Raw genomic sequence first — 20,344 nt, 5'->3', positions numbered from 1 at the left:
GCGCTGGTCGGGCCTGGCGCGCGCCGACCAGGTGTGTGTGCGGCGGTCAGCGCACCTTCCGCGCCGACACCGACCCGACGACGCCGAGCAGCAGCACCGCCACGAGGACGGTCAGCAGCGGCGCCGTCCAGCCACCCGTCGCCCCGTGCAGCGCACCCGCCACGAGGGGCCCGGCCGACCCGAGCAGGTACCCGCCGCCCTGCACGAACGCGGACACCCGCCGGGCGTCGTCGTCGTTTGAGACGAGCCGGACGATGACGATGAAGATGATCGTGATGCCGCCGCCCTGGGCCGCGCCGCCGAGCACCGACCACAGCAGCCAGAGCTGCGGGGCGACCAGCAGTCCCAGCGGCATCGCCAGCCAGAAGAACGCGACGAGGACGATGATCGCCCGCGGGCGGAAGCGCGTCGCGAGCACGGGCACCCCGAGCGCACCGACGACGGCGAGGATCTGGAACACCGACGAGCTCGCGCCGGAGGAGGCCGTGTCGAACCCGATCTCGTCGTGCAGCAGCGTCGGGATCCAGGCCGTCAGCGCGTAGTACGAGAACGCCTGTCCACCGAAGGCCAGCATGAGTCCCCACGTGACCCAGCGCTTCGCGGGGTGCCGGGTCGCTGCGCTGTCCGTCGTCGTGGTGTCGGCCGACACGGTGCGGATCGACCCGGTGTCGAGCACCTGGTCGATCGGTCCGGTCACGGGCACCGGTCCGGAGTCGCGGTCCGCCCCGCGCCAGGCTGCGGCGGCACCGACCGTGGAGGTCCAGGCCGCGGCGGCGACGAGTGCGAGCACGCCCCACACCGCGATCGCGACCGGCCACCCCCACACAGCGGCGATCGGTGCGGTGCCGAGCGAGGTCGTCATCGACCCGACGTTGAGCGCCGACGTGTACACGCCCGTGACCAGGCCGACCCGTTCGGGCGACGTGTCCCGCCGGATCACGACGGGGACCACCACGTTGCCGATCGTGATCCCGATCCCGATCACGGCGGTGCCGACGAGCAACGCTGCCTCGTGCGGGACCGAGCGGAGGACGGTGCCGACCAGGACGATGACGAGCGACAGGGACACGGCGCGCTCGGCGGTGAAGCGGGCGATCACCCAGCTGGCGAAGGGCGTCGCGAGGGCGAAGCAGAGGACCGGGATCGTCGTGAGGAGTCCGGCGACCGTGGCGGTCATGCCCAGGTCGGCGCGGATGTCCCCGATCACGGGCGCGGGCGCGACGATCGGCCCGCGGAAGTTCAGCGCGACGAGGACGATCGCGGCGGGCAGGAGCCAGGCGGCCCCGCGCAGGCCGCGGGTGACGCTGCCCGGCCGCTCGGTGCCGCTCACGCGCCCGGCAGCAGGATCGGCAGGAGGTCCAGCGGGGTCGCGGCCTGGGCGACGGTGCCGACGGCCTCGGCGGGGGAGCCGTAGCCCCACTCGGCGAAGACGGTCGGGACGCCGTGCACCGCGGCACCCTCGACGTCGTGCAGGCGGTCCCCGACGAGCACCGGCCGGCTGGTGTCGAACCCGCGGGCGGCGAGGCGGCGCAGTGCCTCCTCGACCACGTCGGCCTTGGCGGAGCGGACCTCGTCGTCGCTCGCGCCCGTGATGACGTCGATGTCCCCGGTCAGTCCGTAGTGCTCGAGGATGTAGGTCGCCGGCGTCTCGGGCTTGCTCGTCGCGGTCGAGATCGGCACGCCGGCCTCGTGCAGGGTGTGCAGGACGACGTCGATGCCCGGGTACATCCGGGAGTCGAGCGCGCCGCGGGCCAGGTAGTGCTCGCGGTAGACGGCGAGGGTGCGGTCCGCCTGCTCCTCGTCCATGCCCAGGGCGACGCGGAACGTGTCCATGATCGGCGGGCCGACGAACGACATCAGCGTCGCGTGGTCCGGGACGGGGACGCCGACCGTGCGGAGGGTGTGCGTCATGCTCTCGAGGATCCCCGGAGCGGAGTCGCTGATGGTTCCGTCGAGGTCGAACAGGACCGCTGTGAACGGGCGCTCTGGGGTGCTTGTCATGTCCCGCTCAGCCTAGCCGCGCGGCCGTGACCAGCCCCTCGGCGGGGGTGAGCAGCGCGCCGGGGGTGGGGCGGGCCTCCCGGCCGTCGTGCCGAGTCGCACGGAACCTGGTTCCGGACACTGCACCGTGCGATCCCGCGGTGCGGTGTCCGGAACCAGGTTCCGGAGCCGCCGCCCGCCGCTCACACGCAGCCGCGCGCTCAGAACAGGCGCGCGTGCCCGCCCTCGATGCCGCGCATCTCGTCGTAGTCGAGGACCAGGCAGCGGATGCCGCGGTCCTCGGCCAGGGTGCGCGCCTGCGGGGCGAAGGACTGCGCCGCCAGCACGCCCTGCACGGGGCGGAGGTGCGGGTCCCGGTTCATGAGCTCGAGGTACCGGGTGAGCTGCTCGACCGCGTCGATGTTGGCGTTCCGCTTCATCTCGACGGCGACGCTCGCGCCGGCGTCGTCCCGCGCCAGGAGGTCGACCGGCCCGATCGCGGTCATGTACTCGCGGCGGACGAGCGTGTGTCCGTCGCCGAGGAGCTCGATCTGCTCGGCGAGGAGCTGCTGCAGGTGCGCCTCGACCCCGTCCTTCACCAGGCCCGGGTCGACGCCGAGGTCGTGGGACTCGTCGGTGAACACCTCGTGGATGCTCACGATCAGGCGGTCCTGCGTCTTCTTCTGCGTCACCGTCCACACCTGCGTGATGCCGGCGCTCGCCTGGTCCTCGTCGGGATCCCCGATCGCGATCGAGCAGGGCGGGCTCATCCAGTTCAGCGGCTTGTAGCTGCCGCCGTCCGAGTGGACGAGCAGCGAGCCGTCGGCCTTGAGCATGAGCAGCCGGGTCGCGAGGGGCAGGTGGGCCGACAGGCGACCGGCGTAGTCGACGGAGCAGCGGGCGATGACGAGACGCACGCGGGAAGCCTAACCGGCGTCGGGTCGTGGGCCGGACCGCGGGTGCGGCGGATCGGCGGCTGCCGGGACGGTCACGGTCCGGTTCGGCGCGACGCGGTGGGGATGGGGGTGGCGGTCACGGTCACGGTGGCGAGCGTCAGCGGTCCTGGTGTGCGCGCTCGCCGGTGCCGCCCGCCGCCGCGGGGTCCGTCATCGGGTCGTCGCCCTGGCCATCGGCCGGGAGGCCCGTCCCGGCTCCGGTACGTCGGTCACCACCCGTCGCGGTGCGGTGGTCGTCCGCGATGGCGGCGGGCGTGCGCTCACGGGCGGCGCCGGACACCAAGCCCGCGGCGATGATGAAGACGAAGACGACGAGGAGCGCACGGAGCAGTCCGAAGTGCTCGCCGAGGAAACCGATGAGCGGCGGCCCGGCGAGGAACGCCACGTACCCGATGGTGGCGACCGCGCTCACGCGGGCAGCGGCGGTGCGGGGGTCGTCAGCGGCGGCGGACATGCCCATCGGGAAGCCCAGGCTCGCGCCGAGGCCCCAGAGCACGACGCCGACGATCGCGAGCGGCACGCTCGGCACGAAGATGAGGATGCCGAGCCCGACCACGGCGACGAGGGCCGAGACCCGGAGCACGGGGACCCGGCCGAAGCGGTCGACGAGCGGGCTGCCTGCGACGCGGCCGATCGTCATCGCGGCGAGGAACACGGCGAGCACCGCGGCTCCTCCGTCGTTCTCGAGCCCGTGGCCGTCGACCATCGCGAGGGGCAGCCAGTCGTTCGCGGATCCTTCGGCCAGCGCCATGCCGAGCACGATGAGCCCGATCAGGATCGTCGACGGCTGGCGCCACACGGCCCAGCGCGACACCGTGACCGGGACGGGGCTGGTGTCGGTCGCGACGTGCTCCTCGACGACCCGCTCGTCGCCGAAGGACCGCACGGTGACGATCATCGCAAGCGCGGCCAGGACCCCGACGACGGTGAAGTGCGGCGCGACGGGGACCTCGAAGCGCTCCGCCAGGGAGCCGAGTCCGGCACCGACGAGCGTCCCGACGCTGAATGAGGCGTGGAACAGCGGCATGATCGTCCGGCCGCCGAGTCGCTCAGCTGTGGCACCGGAGACGTTCATCGACACGTCACAGAGGCCGTTGCCGAACCCGAGCGCGATGAGGAAGACCCAGATCGCCCAGAAGCCCCAGCCCAGTGTCACCGCGACGCCGGCCAGGACCATGCCCACGGCGATGGACAGTGCGGCGACCTGCACCCCGCGGTGGGCACCGAGCCGCGTGACGATGTGCCCGGCGAAGGTCAGCCCGACGATCGAGCCGATCGACGCCCCGAGGACCAGGACGCCCATGGTGTCGGTCTTCGCGTCGAGGGCGTCGCGGACGCTCGGGATGCGGCTGAGCCACGTGGCCATCACGAGCCCGGAGAGGGTGAACACGACGAACACCGCGTTGCGCCAGGCGCGCGTCGTCGGGGCGGGGCGGGTGACGGCCGTCGTCATGGAACTGTCCGATCGAATCGATTCGAGTTGCGTTTCCCGTTACGCTAACGAGCGATGGACGAGACGGCAAGCGACCCCGGCGCGTCGGGCACCACGGCGGCGGACCCGGCGCCGGACGCGACCGGCTCGGGACGGACGCCCGTCGGCGCCGCGGGCCGACCTGTCCGGTCCCCACGGGCCTCCCGGCCGACGCTCGCCGCCGTCGCCCGCGCCGCGGGCGTCGCGCCGTCCACCGCGTCCCTGGCGTTCAGCGGCAGCGGACCGGTGTCCGAGGACACCCGCCAACGCATCCTCGCCGTCGCCGCCGAACTCGGGTACGACGGACCGGACCCGCGCGCCCGGTCCCTCCGCAGGGGGCGGTCCGGCGTCATCGGCGTCGTCCTCGACGATCGGCTGAGCGACGCCTTCCGCGACCCGGTGAACGTCCTCACGCTCGACGGCATCGCCGAGGTGGCCGGCGCCGCCGGGGTCTCGCTGCTGCTCGTGCGGAGCCCCCTCGACGACGAGCGCGGCATGGCACCGCTCGTCGACGCTCCGATGGACGCCGTCATCCTCATCGGCTGCAACGTGCGGATCGACCCGGCGGTGGCGGTCCTCCGCCGCCGCTCGATCCCCGTCGTCGCGATCGAGGCGGACACGATCGAGGGTGCGGTGCCCGTCCACCTCGACAACCGCGAGGCTTCGCGACGCGCGGCCACCTACCTGCGTGAGCTCGGCCACGAGCAGGTCACCGTCGTCACGCTGCCCCTCGACGGCTCCCGCGAGCGCGGACCCGTCGACGCGTCCCGGGAGCGCTCGTCGTCCGCGTTCACGACCATGGAGCGGCTGCGCGGTGTCCGTGACGTCTACCCGGACGCACCCGCCGTCGCCTCGGCCGGCAGCTCCGTCGAGGAGGGTCGCATCGCCGGCGCCGCACTGTTCGCCCCCGGTGTCCAGGCCCCCACGGCCGTCGTCGCGCAGAGCGACCTGCTCGCCGTCGGGGTGGTCTCGGCCGCGCTCGAGGCCGGGCTCCGCGTGCCCGAGGACGTCAGCGTCGTCGGCTACGACGGCATCCACGTGGACGACAGCCTGCTGCACCGCTCGCCGATCCGGCAGCTCACGACGCTCGTGCAGCCGTTCGTGCCGAAGGGCGAGGCGGCCGCACGGGCGGCGCTCGCGATGCTCGAGGGGGAGTCGCCGGAGCCGGCGTCGTTCCGGTCCGAGCTGCGGATCGGGGACACCACGGGGCCGCCGCGGGGGTAGGCGGGGCGCTGGGCTGGGCGGCGCTCGGGCGGGGTGCCGGGAGTGGCGCTGCGTGGAGGCGCTGCCGTGGTTCCGTCTGCGGCCGGTTCCCGGTGGGTTCGGTGACGGTGCCGCTCAGCGGGCGAGCGCCGCCGCGATCCACCCCGGACGGTGTGCCCGCAGCCCGAGCGTCACCGCGCGCACGCCGATGTACCCGAACGAGAACACCGCCCACAACGCGGCGAGCCCGTCCCCGAGCCACCACAGCAGCGGCAGGTACACGACCAGGTTCACCAGTCCGGCCAGCGCCAGGTACCGGGCGTCACCCGCCCCGATGAGCACCCCGTCGAGCACGAACACGTACCCGGCGACCGGCAGCCCCGCGGCGATGAGGACGAGCACGAGCGGCAGCGCGGACCGGACCTGCTCGGAGTCCGAGAACACGGGCCCGAGGACACCGCTCACGGCGAGCGTCAGCACCCCGAGCAGGACGCCGCCGACGATGCCGAGCAGCACGAGCCTCCCGGTCACCAGGCGGACGCGTTCGGCGTCCCGCGCGCCGAGTGCGTGCCCGACCAGGGCCTGCCCGGCGATCGCGAGCGCGTCGAGCGCGAACGCGAGCGTGCTGAAGACCGTGAGGCCGACCTGCGTCGTGGCGAGCCCGACGGTGCCCAGGCCGGTCGCGGCGGCGATCGTTGCGAGCATCGCGATGCGGAGGGACGCGGTGCGCAGGAACAGCCACGCGCCGGACCGGAGCGCCCGGGTGATGCCGGACGCACCGGGGCGGAGCGGCGCACCGGACGCCCGCGCGGCCCGGACCGCGATGACGACGTAGACCGCGGCCATCGCCCACTGCACCACGACGGTCCCGGCCGCCGACCCCGCGACGCCCCAGCCGAGGCCGTAGATGAGCAGGGCGTTGAGCAGGCCGTTCGCGACGAAGCCGACGGTGGCGACGACAAGCGGCGTCCTGGTGTCCTGCAGCCCACGGAGGAGCCCCGTCGAGGCGGTGACCACCAGGATCCCGGGCAGCCCGACCAGCGAGACGGTCAGGTACGTCCTCGCGGCCGCGGACACCGCGGGGGCGGCGCCGAACAGGTCGACGAGCGGCCCGGCGAGCGGCCAGCCCACGAGCGCGAGCACCACGCCGAGGGCGAGTGCGAGCCACATCCCGTCGATGCCCGCATGCACGGCAGCGCGGCGGTCGCCGGACCCGAGCGCACGTGCGACGGCGGGGGTCGTCGCGTAGGCGAGGAACACCAGCAGGCCCGTGACCGTCTGCAGCACCGCGCTCGCCACCCCGACCGCCGCCAGCGAGGTCGCGCCGAGGTGCCCGACGAGCGCGGTGTCCGTCAGCAGGAAGAGCGGTTCGACGACGAGGGCCCCGAGTGCGGGCAGCGCGAGCCGGACGATGTCGCGGTCGACGGCTCGGCGGACGCGACGGGGGTCGGTGTCGGACACGGAGGGCACCAGGACATCCTGCCGGTCACTACGGTCGAGGCGTGGACGTCCTCGCTCTGGTCCCCGCCGTGGTCGGGATCGCGCTGAGCCCGCTCGTCGTCGCGTCGGTCGTGTTCCTGCTCGGCCACCGGGGCGGGTACGGGTCGGCCGCCGCCTGCGCGAGCGGCTGGATCCTGTCGGTGGGCGCGGCGTTGGTCGTGACCGTGCTGCTCGGGGAGCGGTTGCCCTCCCCGGACCGCGGCGGCACGGACGTCCGCGCCGTGGTCGAGCTGGTCGCCGGGGTGCTGCTGCTCGGCCTGGCGGTCTGGCAGTGGGTGGTGCGGAGGCTGCCGGACGGTCGACCCCGGAGCACCGCCTGGGCGGCCGTGGTCGGGTCGATCGGTCCGCGCCGGGCCTTCGTGGTGGGGGTCGCGTGGTTCCTGACGAACCCGAAGGCGCTCGTCCTGTCGCTGACGGCCGGGCTGGTCGTGGGGGACGCGGACCCGTCGGTCGCGGCGATGGTCGGGACGGGGACGGTCTACGTGGTGCTGGCCGGATCGACGGCGCTGCTGCCGATCGCGGTCGCGGCGGCGCTCGGCCCGCGGGCGGAGCGGCCGCTCGAGGCGACACGAGCGTTCATCGCGCGCTGGGGCTCGCTGGCGCTCGTCGCGGTGCTGACGGTGCTCGGCGTCGTCCAGCTGGTCGCGGGGCTGGCCGGGCTGCTCTGACGGGAGGCCCGCCCCTCGTCGCGCGGACGTCGTGTCCGGGCGTCGGGTGGTCGGGTCGTCGATCCGGTGGTCGGGCGGCTGGGTCGGCGACGCGGAGGTCGTCGGTCGGGTCGTCGATCCGGTGGCCGGGCGGCTGTGCCGCCCGCCCGCCGGGCACGGGGGTCCGTCGACCGGTCGGTCCCGGGGCGCCGCCCCGGACCACCTGCCGGCGCGGTCGCGGTCGCGGTTGCGCCCGCGCCCGCGCCCACGCCTGCGCTCAGTCGCGCTTGCGCCCGGCGACCCGCGGTTCGACGGGAATCCCGCCGGTCGCGGCCCGGTCGGCGTCGGTGGCGTCCGGGGTCGCCGGGTCCGTCCCACGCGCACGGCCGATGAGGTCCATCACGTGGTAGACCACGATCGCCGCGATGGTGCCGATGATGATGCCCCCGAAGGTCGCACCGCCGAACGAGAACGTGAAGTCAGCGATGCCCATGATGAGCGCGATGCCCGCGGTGAGCTGGTTCTTGGGCTTGGCGAAGTCGACGCGGTTCTCCACCCAGATGCGGATGCCGATCACCCCGATGAGGCCGTACAGCGCGGTGGTCGCGCCGCCGAGGACACCGGGGGGCACGGTCGAGATGACCGCACCGATCTTCGGTGAGAGCCCGAGCAGCACGGCTGCGATCGCCGCGACCCAGTACGCCGCCGTGGAGAACACCCGCGTCGCCGCCATGACGCCGATGTTCTCGCCGTAGGTGGTCGTGGCCGAGCCGCCGCCGACCCCGGCGAGCACGGTCGAGATCCCGTCGGCGAACAGTGCCCGACCGGTCAGCGGCGTGAGGTCGCGCCCGGTCAGCTGGCCGACGCCCTTGACGTGTCCGACGTTCTCGGCGACCAGGGCGAGCACGACCGGCAGGAACCCGAGGTAGACGGCCGTCTGGGACAGGTCGAACGCCGGTGCCGTGAACGTCGGCAGCCCGACCCAGGCGGCGTCGGCGACCGCGCCGAGGTCGACCTCACCGGCGAGCAACGCCGCGACGTAGCCCACGACGACACCGACCACGATCGACAGCCGGCCGACGAGCCCCTTGAACAGCACGGTGCACAGGACGATCGCGGCGAGGGTGACCAGTGCGATGACCGGCGCCTTCACGAAGTTGTCCCGTGCCGCCGGAGCGAGGTTGAAGCCGATGAGGGCGACGATCGCTCCCGAGACCACCGGTGGCATGAGGCGGTCGATCCAGCCGGCGCCGGCCAGGTGCACGATCAGTCCGACCACGGCCAGCAGGGCGCCGACGACGATGATCCCGGACAGCGCGAGCGGGATGCCGCCGATCTTCGTGGCGGCCCCGATCGGCGCGAGGAACGCGAACGACGAGCCGAGGTAGCTCGGCAGGCGGTTCCCGGTGACGAGCAGGAACAGGATGGTGCCGACACCGCTGAAGAGCAGCGTCGTCGACGGCGGGAAGCCGGTGATGAGCGGCACGAGGAAGGTGGCGCCGAACATCGCCACGACGTGCTGCACGCCGAGCCCGATCGTGCGGCCCCAGGTGAGGCGCTCGTCCGGCGCCACGATGGCCGATGCGGCGACGGTGCGGCCGTCGCCGTGCAGCTTCCACGGAAGTCCCATGCGACGACCGTAGCGGGCGGCCGGGCTGTCGTGGGCCTCCCGGATCGTCCTGTGGAGAACCACGCCGACGTCGCCGCTCCCGGATATGGTGTGTGGAACATCACGAGGAGTCCCGTGCGCACCACCTGTCCCGTCATCGTCCCCGCGGTCGTCGCCGCGCTCGCGGTCGCCGCCCTGACTGCCGTCCCCGTGCTCGCGGCCAATCCCGCGTCGGCAGCCGCGGGGGAGCAGTCCCGCCCGGTGGGCACCGACCGTGCGGCGCGGGTCGACTTCACGGCGGGCGTCCGCTCGATCGCCCACGGCCCGGGTGTCGTCACCGTCACGGGCACGGTCCCGACCGGCGAGAGCGTCGAGGTCGGTGGTGACGTCCTCGAGCCCGTCTGGGCCGAGGGCGACGTGGACGGGCACTGGGAAGCCCGGGTGCGGGTCCGTCCGGGTGAGCACGTGATCCGTGTGACGTCCCAGGTCACCGGGCAGTCGGTCGACCTCCCGGTCGAGATGCTCATCCTGCTCCCACCCGACGTGCTCGCGACCGTCGACGGCATCGGACGCACGATCGACCTGGACGGCACCGGGCACCCGGGAGCGCGGATGGTCCTCACGGTCGACGGAGCACCCGCCACCGAGACCGACGTCCACGAGGACGGGACCTGGCACGTCCTGCTGCGCGACCTGTCCTTCGGTCGCCACCACGTCGAGGCCGCCCAGTACTTCGACGGGACCCAGAACGGCGGCGTCGACGACGTCTACGAGCTCTCCGGCGCCCCCACGGTCGCGCACGCCGTCGCGTCCCGGCAGACCGACCGCATCTCCCTGGACGGCCGGGCACCAGCGGGCAGCACCGTGACCGTCGAGGACGCGCGCGGGCCCGTCACCGGTGCGGACGGCGAGCCGGTCGTCGTCCACGTGGGTGACGGCACCTCGTGGCGGACGGACCTCCCCGTCCCCGACGGGGTGCGGTTCGACGTCCTCACCGTCATCGCGCACGACGGCACGGACGAACTCGGACGGACGGAAGCCCGGATCACGATCCCGCTCGCCCTCACCGGCACCGTCGAGGAGCTCGCGGACGGGCGCATCCGGCTCAGCGGCACCGGCGAGGTCGGTGGCACCGTCACGCTCGAGGACGACGCCGGCACCACCCTGACCGACGCGTCCGGCGAGCCGCTCCGCACCCGCATCGGACGGTCGTGGGAGCTCGTCGTCCCGCGCGACGACCTCCCGGCCGGCACGGTGGTGGCCCGGCAGCGTGTGCACGACGTCGAGCAGGGCGGCCTCCGGCTCGTGCTGCCGGCGCTGCCGTCACGTCCGGGCCCCGGCGACGGCGGCGGCATCGGCGGTGGCGGCGAGGCCGGTGGTGCGGGGACCGGCGGCGGGACCGGCACGAGCCCCGGCAGCGGTGCGGTCGGTCCGACCGGCGGCAGCGTCCTCCTCGGCGGGGAGGCCCCCCGCCCCTCCGCCGCCCGGCTCCGGACCACGGACGGCCGGGTCGGCAGCGGACGGCTCGCGTACACCGGCACCGAGGTCGCCCGGCCGGCGGTCGCCGCCCTCGCGATGGTCGCCCTCGGGGTCGCCGCACTCCCGCTCGCCGGGGTCCTGCGTCGGCGCGCCGCCGGTCGTCGGTGATCCCGTGCGGACGGAGACAGGTCGGTGAGCGAGCACCGGGTGGCGGACGGGGTGCCGATGGCTATCGTGGGGACCATGACCGACGTCGCAGGCACCACCGGAATCCGCACCGACGAACTCGACGAGTCGGTGCGGCCGCAGGACGACCTCTACCGGCACGTCAACGGCCGCTGGATCGACGACACCCCGATCCCGGACGACAAGGCCCGGTACGGCTCGTTCACCGTCCTCGCCGAGGAGGCCGAAGCAGCCGTCCGGACCATCATCGAGCGCGCCCAGACCGCGGCGCCCGGCACGGAGCAGCGGAAGGTCGGCGACCTCTTCACGTCCTTCACCGACGAGACCGCCCTCGAGTCGCTCGGCTCCGCACCGATCGAGCCGCTGCTGGCCGACATCGCCGCGATCGAGGACAAGAACGACGTCCTGCGCATGGTCGGCCGCTTCGAGCGCCTCGGTCTGCCGAGCTTCATCCAGCTCTTCGTCGACAACGACCCGGGCGACCCCGACGCGTACATCGTCTTCCTCGAGCAGTCCGGTCTCGGTCTGCCCGACGAGTCGTACTACCGCGAGGAGCGCTTCGCCGACATCCGCGAGAAGTACCGCGAGTTCGTCGGTTCGATGTTCCCGCTGGCCGGCTACGACGAGAGCGGCGACCGCACCGAGCACGTGATCGCCCTCGAGACCGCGATCGCCTCGGCCCACTGGGACAACGTCGCCACCCGCGACAGCCAGAAGACCTACAACAAGCTGCCCTGGGACGAGGTGTCGGCGCTCGCCGAGGGCGTCGACCTCCGCATCTGGTGGGACGCGATCGCGGCACCCTCCGGTGCGTTCGACACCGTCGTGGTGCGGCAGCCTTCGTTCATCACGGGCCTGGCCCAGCTCTTCCGCGAGCAGCCCCTCCCGGTCTGGAAGGACTGGCTCTGCTGGCAGGTCATCCGGGCGTCCGCTCCGTACCTGACCAGTGCGTTCTCGGCCACGAGTTTCTCGTTCTACGGGACCGCACTGACCGGTGCGCCGAAGCAGCGCGACCGCTGGAAGCGCGGCGTCTCGCTGGTCGAGGGCGCGATGGGCGAGGCCGTCGGGCGCATCTACGTCGAGGAGCACTTCGACGAGACCTCGAAGGCGACGATGGACGACCTCGTCGCCAACCTGGTCGAGGCCTACCGCCAGAGCATCACCGGCCTCGAGTGGATGACCGACGAGACCCGCGCCCGTGCGCTCGACAAGCTCGAGAAGTTCACGCCGAAGATCGGCTACCCGGTGAAGTGGCGCGACTACTCCGCGCTGCCGATCACCGCCGACGACCTGCTCGGCAACGTCCGGGCGATCGCCTCGTTCCAGGTCGACCGCGAGCTCGGCAAGATCGGCAAGCCGATCGACCGCGACGAGTGGTTCATGACCCCGCAGACGATCAACGCGTACTACAACCCGGGCTTCAACGAGATCGTGTTCCCCGCGGCGATCCTGCAGTTCCCGTTCTTCGACGCCAGCCGGGACGCCGCCGCCAACTACGGCGCGATCGGTGCGGTCATCGGGCACGAGATCGGGCACGGCTTCGACGACCAGGGCTCGCAGTACGACGGCGACGGTCGCCTGCAGAACTGGTGGACCGAGGCGGACCGGCAGGCGTTCGAGGAGCGGACGAAGGCCCTGATCGCGCAGTACGACGCCCTCGTCCCGACCGAGGTGCCGGACGGCCACGTCAACGGCGCCCTGACGATCGGCGAGAACATCGGTGACCTCGGCGGCCTCTCGATCGCGTGGAAGGCCTACCTGATCTCGCTCGACGGCGCCGAGCCCCCGGTGATCGACGGGCTGACCGGCGCCCAGCGGTTCTTCCTCAGCTGGGCGCAGGCCTGGCGGATGGCGATCCGTCCGGAGGAGGCGGCGCGGCTGCTGAGCATCGACCCGCACTCGCCGAACGAGTTCCGGTGCAACCAGATCGTCCGCAACATCGACGTCTACTACGACACCTTCGACGTCTCGGACAGCGACGCGATGTACCTGGCCCCGGCCGAGCGCGTCGCCATCTGGTGATGGGGGAGCCGGACGCGTCGCACTCGTCGCGCCGGCGTCGCCACGGTCGCCCGACCGGCGACGGGAGCACCGGCGACGGGACCACCGGCGATGGGGGCACTGGCGGCGGAACCACCGGCGGCGGAACCACCGACGGTGGGACCACCCCCGGGAACAGCGCCGGTGGCGGCCGAGCAGGCGGAGGACGAGCGGGCGGCGGTGGTCGCAACCGTGGCAAGCACCGCGGCGGCGCGGACGAGCGCTTCACCGCGACGACCGAGGCACTCGGCACGATCGCCCAGGACGGCGCCGGTGTGAGCGTGTCGATCATCGACACGTCCACCGGCCGGGCCCTCCTCGCGATTGACGACCGTCTCGTGCAGCCCGTGGCGAGCCTCGGGCGGGTGCTCCTGCTCATCGAGGTCGCCGCCCAGCTCGAGGACGGCCGTCTGCACGGCGACCGGCTGCAGCGCATGGCCCGGGACACCGCGACCGGTGCGGGGCTCTGGCAGTTCCTGCAGGAGCCGACCATGCAGGTGCCCGACCTCGCGACGCTGGTCGGTGCGACGGCCGACGCCTGGGCGACGAACGCACTCCTCACCACGGTCGGGATCGACGCCGTGCGTGCCCGGGCGGAGTCCCTCGGCATCGAGCGGACCGCCCTCATCGACCGGGTGCGCGACCGCCGCGGACCGGACGACGCGCCGGACGTCTCGGTCGCAGCCGCCGGCGAGCTCAGCTGGCTCCTCCGCGGGCTCGCACTCGGCGAGGTGGTGGACGACGCCGTGTCGAACCGGGTCCTCGGCTGGTTGTCCCTCGCCGCGGACCTGTCCCTCGTCGCGGGGTCCTTCGGCCTCGACCCACTGGCACACCGGTCGCTCGACCACGGCCTGCAGTCGGTCGCGGTCACGGGGTCGGGGCCCGGGGTGCGGGCCGAGGCCGGCGTCCTCCGGGGTCCGGCGTCGTCGGTCTGCTACGCCGTCACGGTGCGGTTCGAGGACGACTCGTTGCAGCGGCGCCTCGCGGTGGTCGAGGCCCTCCGCACGATGGGCACCGAGGTGCTCGAGGTCGTGCACGCCCCGGCCCGACGCTGATCACGCACGACCGGACCGCACCGCCCCCGCCCAGCGCCCACCGCGCCGAGCGCTGACCGCGCCGCCCGCACCTCAGACCGTCACGCCCCCACCCCGCTGCCGGTCGAACGCCTCCCGCATCCGCGGCCCCGCCAGTGCCCGCGTGACCCTGCCGTCCGCCGAACGCGTCAGCCCGTTCAGCACCCCGAGGATGCCCAGGACGACCGGGATCGTGGCCACGACCAGCACGATCGTGCGGCGCACCACGGACTCGTCGAGCCACGGGGTGTGGACGAGGTGCAGTGCCGCGAAGACGAGCAGCGAGCTGACCGGGGCGACGATCGACCGCCAGAGCGACCGAACGGCGTCGCGGAACCCGGTCTCGAGGGCCGCCCCCTCCGCGAGCTCGACCGTCTGTCCCACCGTGAACCGGTGCGTCCCGGCGGTGACGACCTTCCGCTGCCCCTCGGGGAGGGCGGGCTGCCCGCGTCGGGGCCGCTCCCACTCGACGTCCTCGAGGAGTTCGACCTCGTCGTCATCGTCGTCGACGACGACCCAGCGCCCCTCGAGGTCGTCGGGGCCGGTGACGGTTCGGTACGTGCTCACCTGCTCATCATGGTGCAGGTCAGTCGGTCGCCTGACCCTCCGCCACGAACGCCTGCACCGAGAGCAGCCGCGTGTCCGAGGACCGGCAGGCCGTGTACGACGTGGCGGCGACGAACAGCGACTGCTCCGACCCGGGCGGGTAGACGCGGAAGCCCTCGGGCGTCACCGGGGAGCAGTCGCTCGACGGGACGTTCTCGGCACGGGTGACCTTGAGGGGCGCGACCGCCGTGCTGCCCGGCGCGAGGGACACCGTGGGGTGCGGCGCAGAGCGGTCGAGCGTGGCCGGGGCACCGATCTGCGTCCCGTCGCCACCACCGACGAAGGAGACGCCCGGCCACCCCTGCACCGTGCAGGTCGTCGTGCCGGTGTTGCGGAGCGCGAGGTGCACGACGACGCTGCCCGCCGCGCCGCCGCTGCCCGGTTCGATCGACCCGGCCAGGTCCGCCACCGCGCACGCGTCCCGTCCGGCCGACCCGGAGCCAGCCGACCCCGAGCCCGCCGCGCCGGAGCCAGCCGACCCCGAGCCGGCCGCGCCGGACCCGGTCGCGTCCGCACCCGGAGTGGCGCCGGAGGTCGGAGCGGTCGTCGTCGGGGTCGTGGGGGCGCTGCTCGACGGGGTGTCGGACGCGGTCGGCACGGGTGCTGCCGTCTCGTCGGACCCGCCCGACCCGCTCGCGCACCCGCTCAGCACGAGCACCGCGGCCGCCAGCACCCCCGCACTCGACACCACCGCCCGGGTCGTCGTCCGCCGGCTCCGTCCACCCCTGCTCAGTCCCATGCCGCCAGACAACCACTTCCACGGCGGAACTGCTCCGCACGTCCTCTCAGATCCGCACCGCGTCCCAGCCGGATCGGGCAGGATCGGCAGCGTGCTCGTCGACGACGACGGGCCGACACGGAAGGACAGACCGATGGCAGCAGGCAAGCACGAGGCAGCACGCGGCGACGAGGACCGGGCGGACGGCGTGGACGAGCGGGCCGGTGAGTTCGTGGACAGCGAGATCCCCGGGGACCGCCGCGTCACCGACGACGAGCCGGTCGGCGAGTTCGTGTCCAGCGACATCCCGGGCGAGCGGCGTCCGGAGTCCGAGGGCGAGGAGGGCGAGTACGTCGAGTCCGACATCCCCGGCGACGCCGAGCCGGCCGGCCCCGAGGCGACCGGTCACTACAGCGACCGCGACCAGTAGCGAGTGCCCCACCGCCGGGGCGTGACGGCGGTACACCGACCGCGCGCAACGCGGGCGTGACGCCCCGGCACCCGGCCGGTGTCGAGGGGCGCCCAGCCCGCCGGGTTCAGTCGATCAACCCCGCCTGCGTCAGCAGGCGCAGCGTCTCGACCCCGGCGGGCGGGCAGCGTCCCGCGTCGGCGGAGGTGACCCACTCCACCTCGTCCACCTCCGCCGAGGCGACGGGCGTGGCGGAGTCGAGCGTGCCTCCCGGCCGGGCCAGGAACAGCGCCATCGCGACGACCGTGCCGGGCGCCTGCCCGTGTGCGGGCTCGGTGACGGTCGCGAACGCCTCGACGTCGTCGGGGGTGAGCCGGAGTCCGGTCTCCTCGAACGCCTCGCGGACGGCCGCGTCGACCGCGCTCTCACCCGGTTCGACCTTGCCGCCGGGCAGGTAGAGGACGTCGCGTCCGCGGGCGCGCACCATGAGCACGCGGCGGTCGCGGACGAGCAGCAGCGCGCTGACCCGCAGGACGGGCGCCGGGAGGCCCGGATCGACCGAGCCGGTCAGCTCGCGTCCGCCTCGTCGTCGCGCATGCGCGCCGCCCGGTCGGCCAGCGGCACGACGGCGGACGGCACGTCCGCGACGGGCTCGGGCCGCACCCCGAAGAGGGCGTCGAGCGCGCCGGTGAAGTCGTCCCCACGACCGGCGCGACCGAGCTCACGTGCCCGCACGGACGGGCGGTGCAGGAGCACGCCCACCAGATGCCGGAGTGCCCGCTCGGTCTGCTCGGCGGACTCGGGGGTCGTGTCCCCGCGGCGCTTCACGCGGTCGATCTCGTCGTCGAGGATGTCGAACACGTGCTTGCGGAGGGCGACCAGCGCGGGGGTGGTCGACTGTTCGAGGGCCTGCGCGCGGAAGCGGGACACGGCGTCGTCGACGATCGCGCGGGCCTCGGTCTCGGCGTTCAGCTCGGCGATCGGGGCGTGGATGCTGATCGTCTCGAGGTCGAGCAGCTCGACGCCCTCGACGTCGGCCGCGTCGGGGTGGACGTTGCGGGGGAGCCCGAGGTCGATGACGATGCGGCGGGCGCCGTCGTCGAGGTCGCAGGCCTCGACGACCGGGACCTCGCTCGAGGTGCAGGTGATGACGACGTCGCTCTGGCCGATCGCGGCCCGCAGGTCGGGTGCGGCGACGAGGTCGTGCTTGGCGGCGAACCAGGGTGCGCGGCCGGAGGGTGAGAAGACCTGGATGTGCTCGGCGCCGCGGTCGCGGAGCGCGGCGATGGTGGTGGCGGCGTAGCTGCCGGTGCCGACCAGGAGGACACGGGCCTCGGCCCAGTCGGTGATCCGCGACGAGGCCAGCTCGAGGCCGAGTCGGACGAGCGAGCGACCGGCTGCCCCGATGCGCGTGCGGGTCTTGACGCCGCGGGAGGTGTGCGCGGCCTCCTGGAAGAGGCGCTCGAGGTCGGAGGTGGTGGTGCCGTTGCGGCGGGCGTCCTCGAGGGCCCGACGGACCTGGCCGGAGATCTCGGTCTCGCCGACGACGACGGACTCCAGCCCGCTCGACACGGCGAAGAGGTGCTGCACGACGTCCCCGCCGCCCAGGACCTGCACGGAATCGAGGACCTCGTCCGCCTGCAGTTCGCTCGCTGCCGAGACCGCCTCGACCGTGGCGCGCACGGCGGCGGCGTCGTCCCCGGCGATGTCCAGGTAGGCCTCGAAGCGGTTGCACGTGGCGAGGACCACGGCGCCGTCCAGGACGTCCGAGTCCGTGACCAGGTGGCTGGCGGCCGCGGGTGCTCCGATGCTCAGACGCTCCAGGAGGTCGAAGCTGGCGTTGCGATGCGACGCCGTGAGACAGATGAGCACGTGTTCAATGGTAACCCCGGCACCCGGAGCAGCGGGTCGGGGAACGGTCCTGTTCGCGGTGCGAGAATCATCCGGTGACCGACGTGCTCCCTGCCACCCATCCGCTCAGCGACGGCCGCACCGCCGGGTCGCGGCTCGTCCGGGCCCTCCGCGGCGACCGACCCGAGACGCTGCCGGTCTGGTTCATGCGGCAGGCCGGCCGGTCGCTGCCCGAGTACCGCGAGCTCCGCGTGGGCACGGCGATGCTCGACGCGTGCCTCGATCCGGCCCTGGCGTCGGAGATCACGCTGCAGCCGGTCCGCCGGCACGGGGTCGACGCCGGCATCTTCTTCAGCGACATCGTCGTGCCGATCAAGCTCGCGGGCGTGGACGTCGAGATCGTCCCCGGTCGTGGTCCGGTCCTCGGCGCACCGGTGCGCTCCGCCGCGGACGTCGACGCGCTCGGCCGCCTCGAGCCGGAGGCGCTGGCCCCCATCACCGAGGCGGTCGCCCGCACGGTCGGCGAGCTCGGCAGCACCCCGCTCATCGGGTTCGCCGGCGCCCCCTTCACCCTGGCCGCCTACCTGGTCGAGGGTGGGCCGTCGAAGGACCACATCCGCGCGCGGACCATGATGCACGCCGACCCGGAGACCTGGTCACGGCTGCTCGACTGGGCCGCCGACGTGTCGGGGGCGTTCCTCCGCGCCCAGGTGCTCGCCGGGGCCTCGGCGGCGCAGCTCTTCGACTCGTGGGTCGGCTCGCTCTCCCGCGCGGACTACGTCGGCCGCGTGGCCCCGCACTCGGCACGGGCCCTCGGGCACGTGACCGACCTGGGCGTGCCGCGTATCCACTTCGGCGTCGGCAGCGGCGAGGTCCTGGCGGACATGGCGACCGTCGGCGGGCACGGCGACGCGGTGGACGCGGTCGGCGTCGACTGGCGGCTGCCCCTCGACGAGGCCGTGCAGCGCGTGGGTGCCGCCCGCACGGTGCAGGGCAACATCGACCCCGCCATGCTCGCGGCCCCGTGGGCGGTCCTCGAGGCCCACGTCCGCGACGTCGTCCGCCGTGGGGGCACCGCCCGCGCCCACGTGGTGAACCTCGGGCACGGTGTCCCGCCGGAGACCGACCCGACTGTGCTCACCCGCGTCGTCGAGCTCGTCCACTCCCTCGGCGACGGAACCGGGCTCGGCGGCACGGGGCTCGGGACCGGGAGCGCCGGGGCATGACCGACGTCGTCGTGGTCGGTGGCGGCGTCGCGGGGCTCGTCGCCGCGCGGGACCTGGCCAAGGGCGGCGCGCACGTCGTGCTGCTCGAGGCCTCGGGCGCGCTCGGCGGCATGATCCGTCGGCACACCGTCGCCGGGCTCGACCTCGACATGGCGGCGGACTCCTTCGCCACCCGGACCGACGCCGTGTCCTCGCTGGCGATCGAGCTCGGCCTGGGCAACGACATCGTCTCCCCGGACCCCCGCGGCGCCTGGCTGATGACCCGCGACGGTCGGACGGCCCCGATCCCCTCGACCGGGCTGCTCGGGATCCCGGGCACCCCGATGGCCGCGGACGTCATCGCGGTCGTCGGCGGCCCCGGGGCCCTGCGCGCGCAGATGGACGCGCTGCTGCCCTCGCCCGTCGGGGCCCGTGCCGCCTCGCTCGGCGCGATGGTCCGGAGCCGGATGGGCGCGAAGGTCCTCGACGACCTGGTCGTCCCGGTCGTCGCGGGCGTGCACTCCACCCACCCGGACGACCTCGACCCGGACCGCGTGGCCCCGGGCCTGCGGGCGGCCCTGCAGCGGGAGGGGTCCCTGGCCCGCGCGGTGCTCGCGCTCCGCGGGCGGGCCGTCGCCGGTTCGGCGGTGCAGGGCCTCCGCGGCGGCATCGCCCGGCTCGTCGACGAACTCGTCGCCGACCTCGACACGTACCGCGTCGACGTCCGGCTGCACACCCGGGCCACCCGGGTCGAGCGGGCCGCCGTCGAGGCGACCGCGGCGGACGGCACCACCGAGCGCCTGGCGGCCGACCACGTCCTCGCCACCGTCGCGGACCCGGCGCGCGCCGCGGCCCCCCGCCGCTCGGGCATCGAGCTCGTCACCCTGGTGGTCGACCGTCCGGAGCTCGACGTCGCGCCGCGCGGCACCGGGATGCTCGTCCACCCGGCCGCCACCGGCGTCGCCGCGAAGGCGCTCACGCACGCGACCGTGAAGTGGCCGTGGCTGGCGGAGCAGGCGGCCGGGAGGCACGTGCTGCGTCTCAGCTACGCCCTGCCCCCGGCAGGGGCGGACCAGGCGACCGGCGCTGCCGGCGCGACGGGGGCGGACGAGGTGGCCACGAGCCTCCCGGTCGACCCGGACGGCCCGGACAGCGCGCGTGCCACGACGGACGCGACCGCGCTGCTGGGCCTGACCGTCGGGCCCGAGCACGTGGTCGGTGCCGCGCGCGTCCGCTGGCACGGGCCGGACGCCGAGGCCGCCGGACTGGCCGAGGGCGTGGTCGGCATCGGCGAGGCGAGCTCCGGACGGGGGCTCTCCGGCATCGTGACCGCCGCCCGGACCGCGGCTGAGCGCATCCTGGATTCCTGAGCGGACCGCTGACCGCCCGAGGGCTACTGTTGGGTGAACCG

The 20,344-nt window shown here is 74.1% G+C and carries 18 protein-coding genes; 8 read left to right on the top strand and 10 right to left on the bottom strand.

Annotated features, from left to right (window positions below):
- Positions 1-46 precede the first annotated feature (46 nt).
- The 4 genes from KM842_RS13015 to KM842_RS13000 form a co-directional block, all read right to left on the bottom strand.
- Positions 47-1,330, bottom strand: coding sequence for an MFS transporter (locus tag KM842_RS13015; RefSeq protein ID WP_216258992.1), 1,284 nt, complete (start codon positions 1,328-1,330; stop codon positions 47-49).
- Positions 1,327-2,001, bottom strand: coding sequence for an HAD hydrolase-like protein (locus KM842_RS13010; RefSeq protein WP_216258990.1), 675 nt, complete (start codon positions 1,999-2,001; stop codon positions 1,327-1,329). The genes KM842_RS13015 and KM842_RS13010 overlap by 4 nt, the downstream gene beginning before the upstream one ends.
- Positions 2,002-2,201: 200 nt before the next feature.
- The gene (gene nucS, locus KM842_RS13005) at positions 2,202-2,897 is read right to left on the bottom strand and encodes an endonuclease NucS (protein WP_216258989.1); all 696 of its coding nucleotides are present in this window, start codon (positions 2,895-2,897) and stop codon (positions 2,202-2,204) included.
- A gap of 136 nt (positions 2,898-3,033) precedes the next feature.
- On the bottom strand, positions 3,034-4,389 hold the full coding sequence (locus tag KM842_RS13000; protein ID WP_216258987.1) for an MFS transporter: 1,356 nt from the start codon (positions 4,387-4,389) through the stop codon (positions 3,034-3,036).
- A gap of 54 nt (positions 4,390-4,443) precedes the next feature.
- On the opposite strand from KM842_RS13000, the gene KM842_RS12995 reads away from it, so the two are divergent.
- Positions 4,444-5,631: a LacI family DNA-binding transcriptional regulator gene (locus tag KM842_RS12995; protein ID WP_216258985.1), complete on the top strand. Its 1,188-nt coding sequence runs from the start codon at positions 4,444-4,446 to the stop codon at positions 5,629-5,631.
- 114 nt (positions 5,632-5,745) lie between these two features.
- Here the strand turns inward: KM842_RS12995 and KM842_RS12990 are convergent, their stop codons facing one another.
- Positions 5,746-7,080, bottom strand: coding sequence for an MATE family efflux transporter (locus tag KM842_RS12990; RefSeq protein WP_437124533.1), 1,335 nt, complete (start codon positions 7,078-7,080; stop codon positions 5,746-5,748).
- Between the two features lie 32 nt (positions 7,081-7,112).
- Here KM842_RS12990 and KM842_RS12985 point away from each other — a divergent pair, with 32 nt between their 5' ends.
- Positions 7,113-7,778: a GAP family protein gene (locus KM842_RS12985; protein ID WP_216258983.1), complete on the top strand. Its 666-nt coding sequence runs from the start codon at positions 7,113-7,115 to the stop codon at positions 7,776-7,778.
- Positions 7,779-8,034: 256 nt separating this feature from the next.
- Here the strand turns inward: KM842_RS12985 and KM842_RS12980 are convergent, their stop codons facing one another.
- The gene (locus tag KM842_RS12980) at positions 8,035-9,387 is read right to left on the bottom strand and encodes a uracil-xanthine permease family protein (RefSeq protein ID WP_216258980.1); all 1,353 of its coding nucleotides are present in this window, start codon (positions 9,385-9,387) and stop codon (positions 8,035-8,037) included.
- 114 nt (positions 9,388-9,501) lie between these two features.
- Here KM842_RS12980 and KM842_RS12975 point away from each other — a divergent pair, with 114 nt between their 5' ends.
- The 3 genes from KM842_RS12975 (at position 9,502) to KM842_RS12965 (ending at position 14,126) form a co-directional block, all read left to right on the top strand.
- The gene (locus tag KM842_RS12975) at positions 9,502-11,013 is read left to right on the top strand and encodes a hypothetical protein (RefSeq protein ID WP_216258979.1); all 1,512 of its coding nucleotides are present in this window, start codon (positions 9,502-9,504) and stop codon (positions 11,011-11,013) included.
- 75 nt (positions 11,014-11,088) lie between these two features.
- On the top strand, positions 11,089-13,053 hold the full coding sequence (locus KM842_RS12970) for a M13 family metallopeptidase (protein ID WP_216258977.1): 1,965 nt from the start codon (positions 11,089-11,091) through the stop codon (positions 13,051-13,053).
- The gene (locus KM842_RS12965; protein ID WP_253206128.1) at positions 13,053-14,126 is read left to right on the top strand and encodes a serine hydrolase; all 1,074 of its coding nucleotides are present in this window, start codon (positions 13,053-13,055) and stop codon (positions 14,124-14,126) included. Before KM842_RS12970 ends, KM842_RS12965 begins: the two co-directional genes overlap by 1 nt.
- Positions 14,127-14,198: 72 nt before the next feature.
- On the opposite strand, the gene KM842_RS12960 is transcribed toward KM842_RS12965, so the two are convergent.
- Together KM842_RS12960 and KM842_RS12955 are read right to left on the bottom strand one after the other, a co-directional pair.
- The gene (locus KM842_RS12960) at positions 14,199-14,711 is read right to left on the bottom strand and encodes a hypothetical protein (protein WP_216258975.1); all 513 of its coding nucleotides are present in this window, start codon (positions 14,709-14,711) and stop codon (positions 14,199-14,201) included.
- Between the two features lie 19 nt (positions 14,712-14,730).
- Entirely contained in the window at positions 14,731-15,489 is a 759-nt protein-coding gene (locus tag KM842_RS12955; RefSeq protein ID WP_216258973.1) for a DUF4232 domain-containing protein, read from the bottom strand.
- 133 nt (positions 15,490-15,622) lie between these two features.
- On the opposite strand from KM842_RS12955, the gene KM842_RS12950 reads away from it, so the two are divergent.
- The gene (locus KM842_RS12950) at positions 15,623-15,898 is read left to right on the top strand and encodes a hypothetical protein (RefSeq protein WP_216258971.1); all 276 of its coding nucleotides are present in this window, start codon (positions 15,623-15,625) and stop codon (positions 15,896-15,898) included.
- Positions 15,899-16,004: 106 nt separating this feature from the next.
- Here the strand turns inward: KM842_RS12950 and KM842_RS12945 are convergent, their stop codons facing one another.
- Entirely contained in the window at positions 16,005-16,364 is a 360-nt protein-coding gene (locus tag KM842_RS12945) for an NUDIX hydrolase (RefSeq protein WP_216262420.1), read from the bottom strand.
- A gap of 80 nt (positions 16,365-16,444) precedes the next feature.
- Positions 16,445-17,749, bottom strand: coding sequence for a glutamyl-tRNA reductase (locus tag KM842_RS12940; protein ID WP_216258969.1), 1,305 nt, complete (start codon positions 17,747-17,749; stop codon positions 16,445-16,447).
- Between the two features lie 83 nt (positions 17,750-17,832).
- Between KM842_RS12940 and hemE the strand changes: the two genes are divergently transcribed.
- On the top strand, positions 17,833-18,954 hold the full coding sequence (gene hemE / locus KM842_RS12935; RefSeq protein ID WP_216262418.1) for a uroporphyrinogen decarboxylase: 1,122 nt from the start codon (positions 17,833-17,835) through the stop codon (positions 18,952-18,954).
- Positions 18,951-20,303, top strand: coding sequence for a protoporphyrinogen/coproporphyrinogen oxidase (locus KM842_RS12930; RefSeq protein WP_216258967.1), 1,353 nt, complete (start codon positions 18,951-18,953; stop codon positions 20,301-20,303). The genes hemE and KM842_RS12930 overlap by 4 nt, the downstream gene beginning before the upstream one ends.
- Positions 20,304-20,344: the final 41 nt, after the last annotated feature.

It is taken from the genome of Curtobacterium sp. L6-1, assembly GCF_018885305.1.
GTDB lineage: Bacteria > Actinomycetota > Actinomycetes > Actinomycetales > Microbacteriaceae > Curtobacterium > Curtobacterium aetherium.
Note: the sequence above shows the minus strand (reverse complement) of the source record. Positions and strands in the feature narration are given on the sequence as shown.

Bases quoted from the DNA above. Each gene is read 5' to 3' on its own strand.
- KM842_RS12995 (WP_216258985.1), top strand. From the start codon at position 4,444: ATGGACGAGACGGCAAGCGACCCCGGCGCGTCGGGCACCACGGCGGCG.
- KM842_RS12965 (WP_253206128.1), top strand. From the start codon at position 13,053: ATGGGGGAGCCGGACGCGTCGCACTCGTCGCGCCGGCGTCGCCACGGT.
- KM842_RS12980 (WP_216258980.1), bottom strand. From the start codon at position 9,387: ATGGGACTTCCGTGGAAGCTGCACGGCGACGGCCGCACCGTCGCCGCA.
- KM842_RS12970 (WP_216258977.1), top strand. From the start codon at position 11,089: ATGACCGACGTCGCAGGCACCACCGGAATCCGCACCGACGAACTCGAC.
- KM842_RS13000 (WP_216258987.1), bottom strand. From the start codon at position 4,389: ATGACGACGGCCGTCACCCGCCCCGCCCCGACGACGCGCGCCTGGCGC.
- KM842_RS12955 (WP_216258973.1), bottom strand. From the start codon at position 15,489: ATGGGACTGAGCAGGGGTGGACGGAGCCGGCGGACGACGACCCGGGCG.
- KM842_RS13010 (WP_216258990.1), bottom strand. From the start codon at position 2,001: ATGACAAGCACCCCAGAGCGCCCGTTCACAGCGGTCCTGTTCGACCTC.
- KM842_RS12950 (WP_216258971.1), top strand. From the start codon at position 15,623: ATGGCAGCAGGCAAGCACGAGGCAGCACGCGGCGACGAGGACCGGGCG.
- KM842_RS12945 (WP_216262420.1), bottom strand. From the start codon at position 16,364: ATGGTGCGCGCCCGCGGACGCGACGTCCTCTACCTGCCCGGCGGCAAG.
- KM842_RS12930 (WP_216258967.1), top strand. From the start codon at position 18,951: ATGACCGACGTCGTCGTGGTCGGTGGCGGCGTCGCGGGGCTCGTCGCC.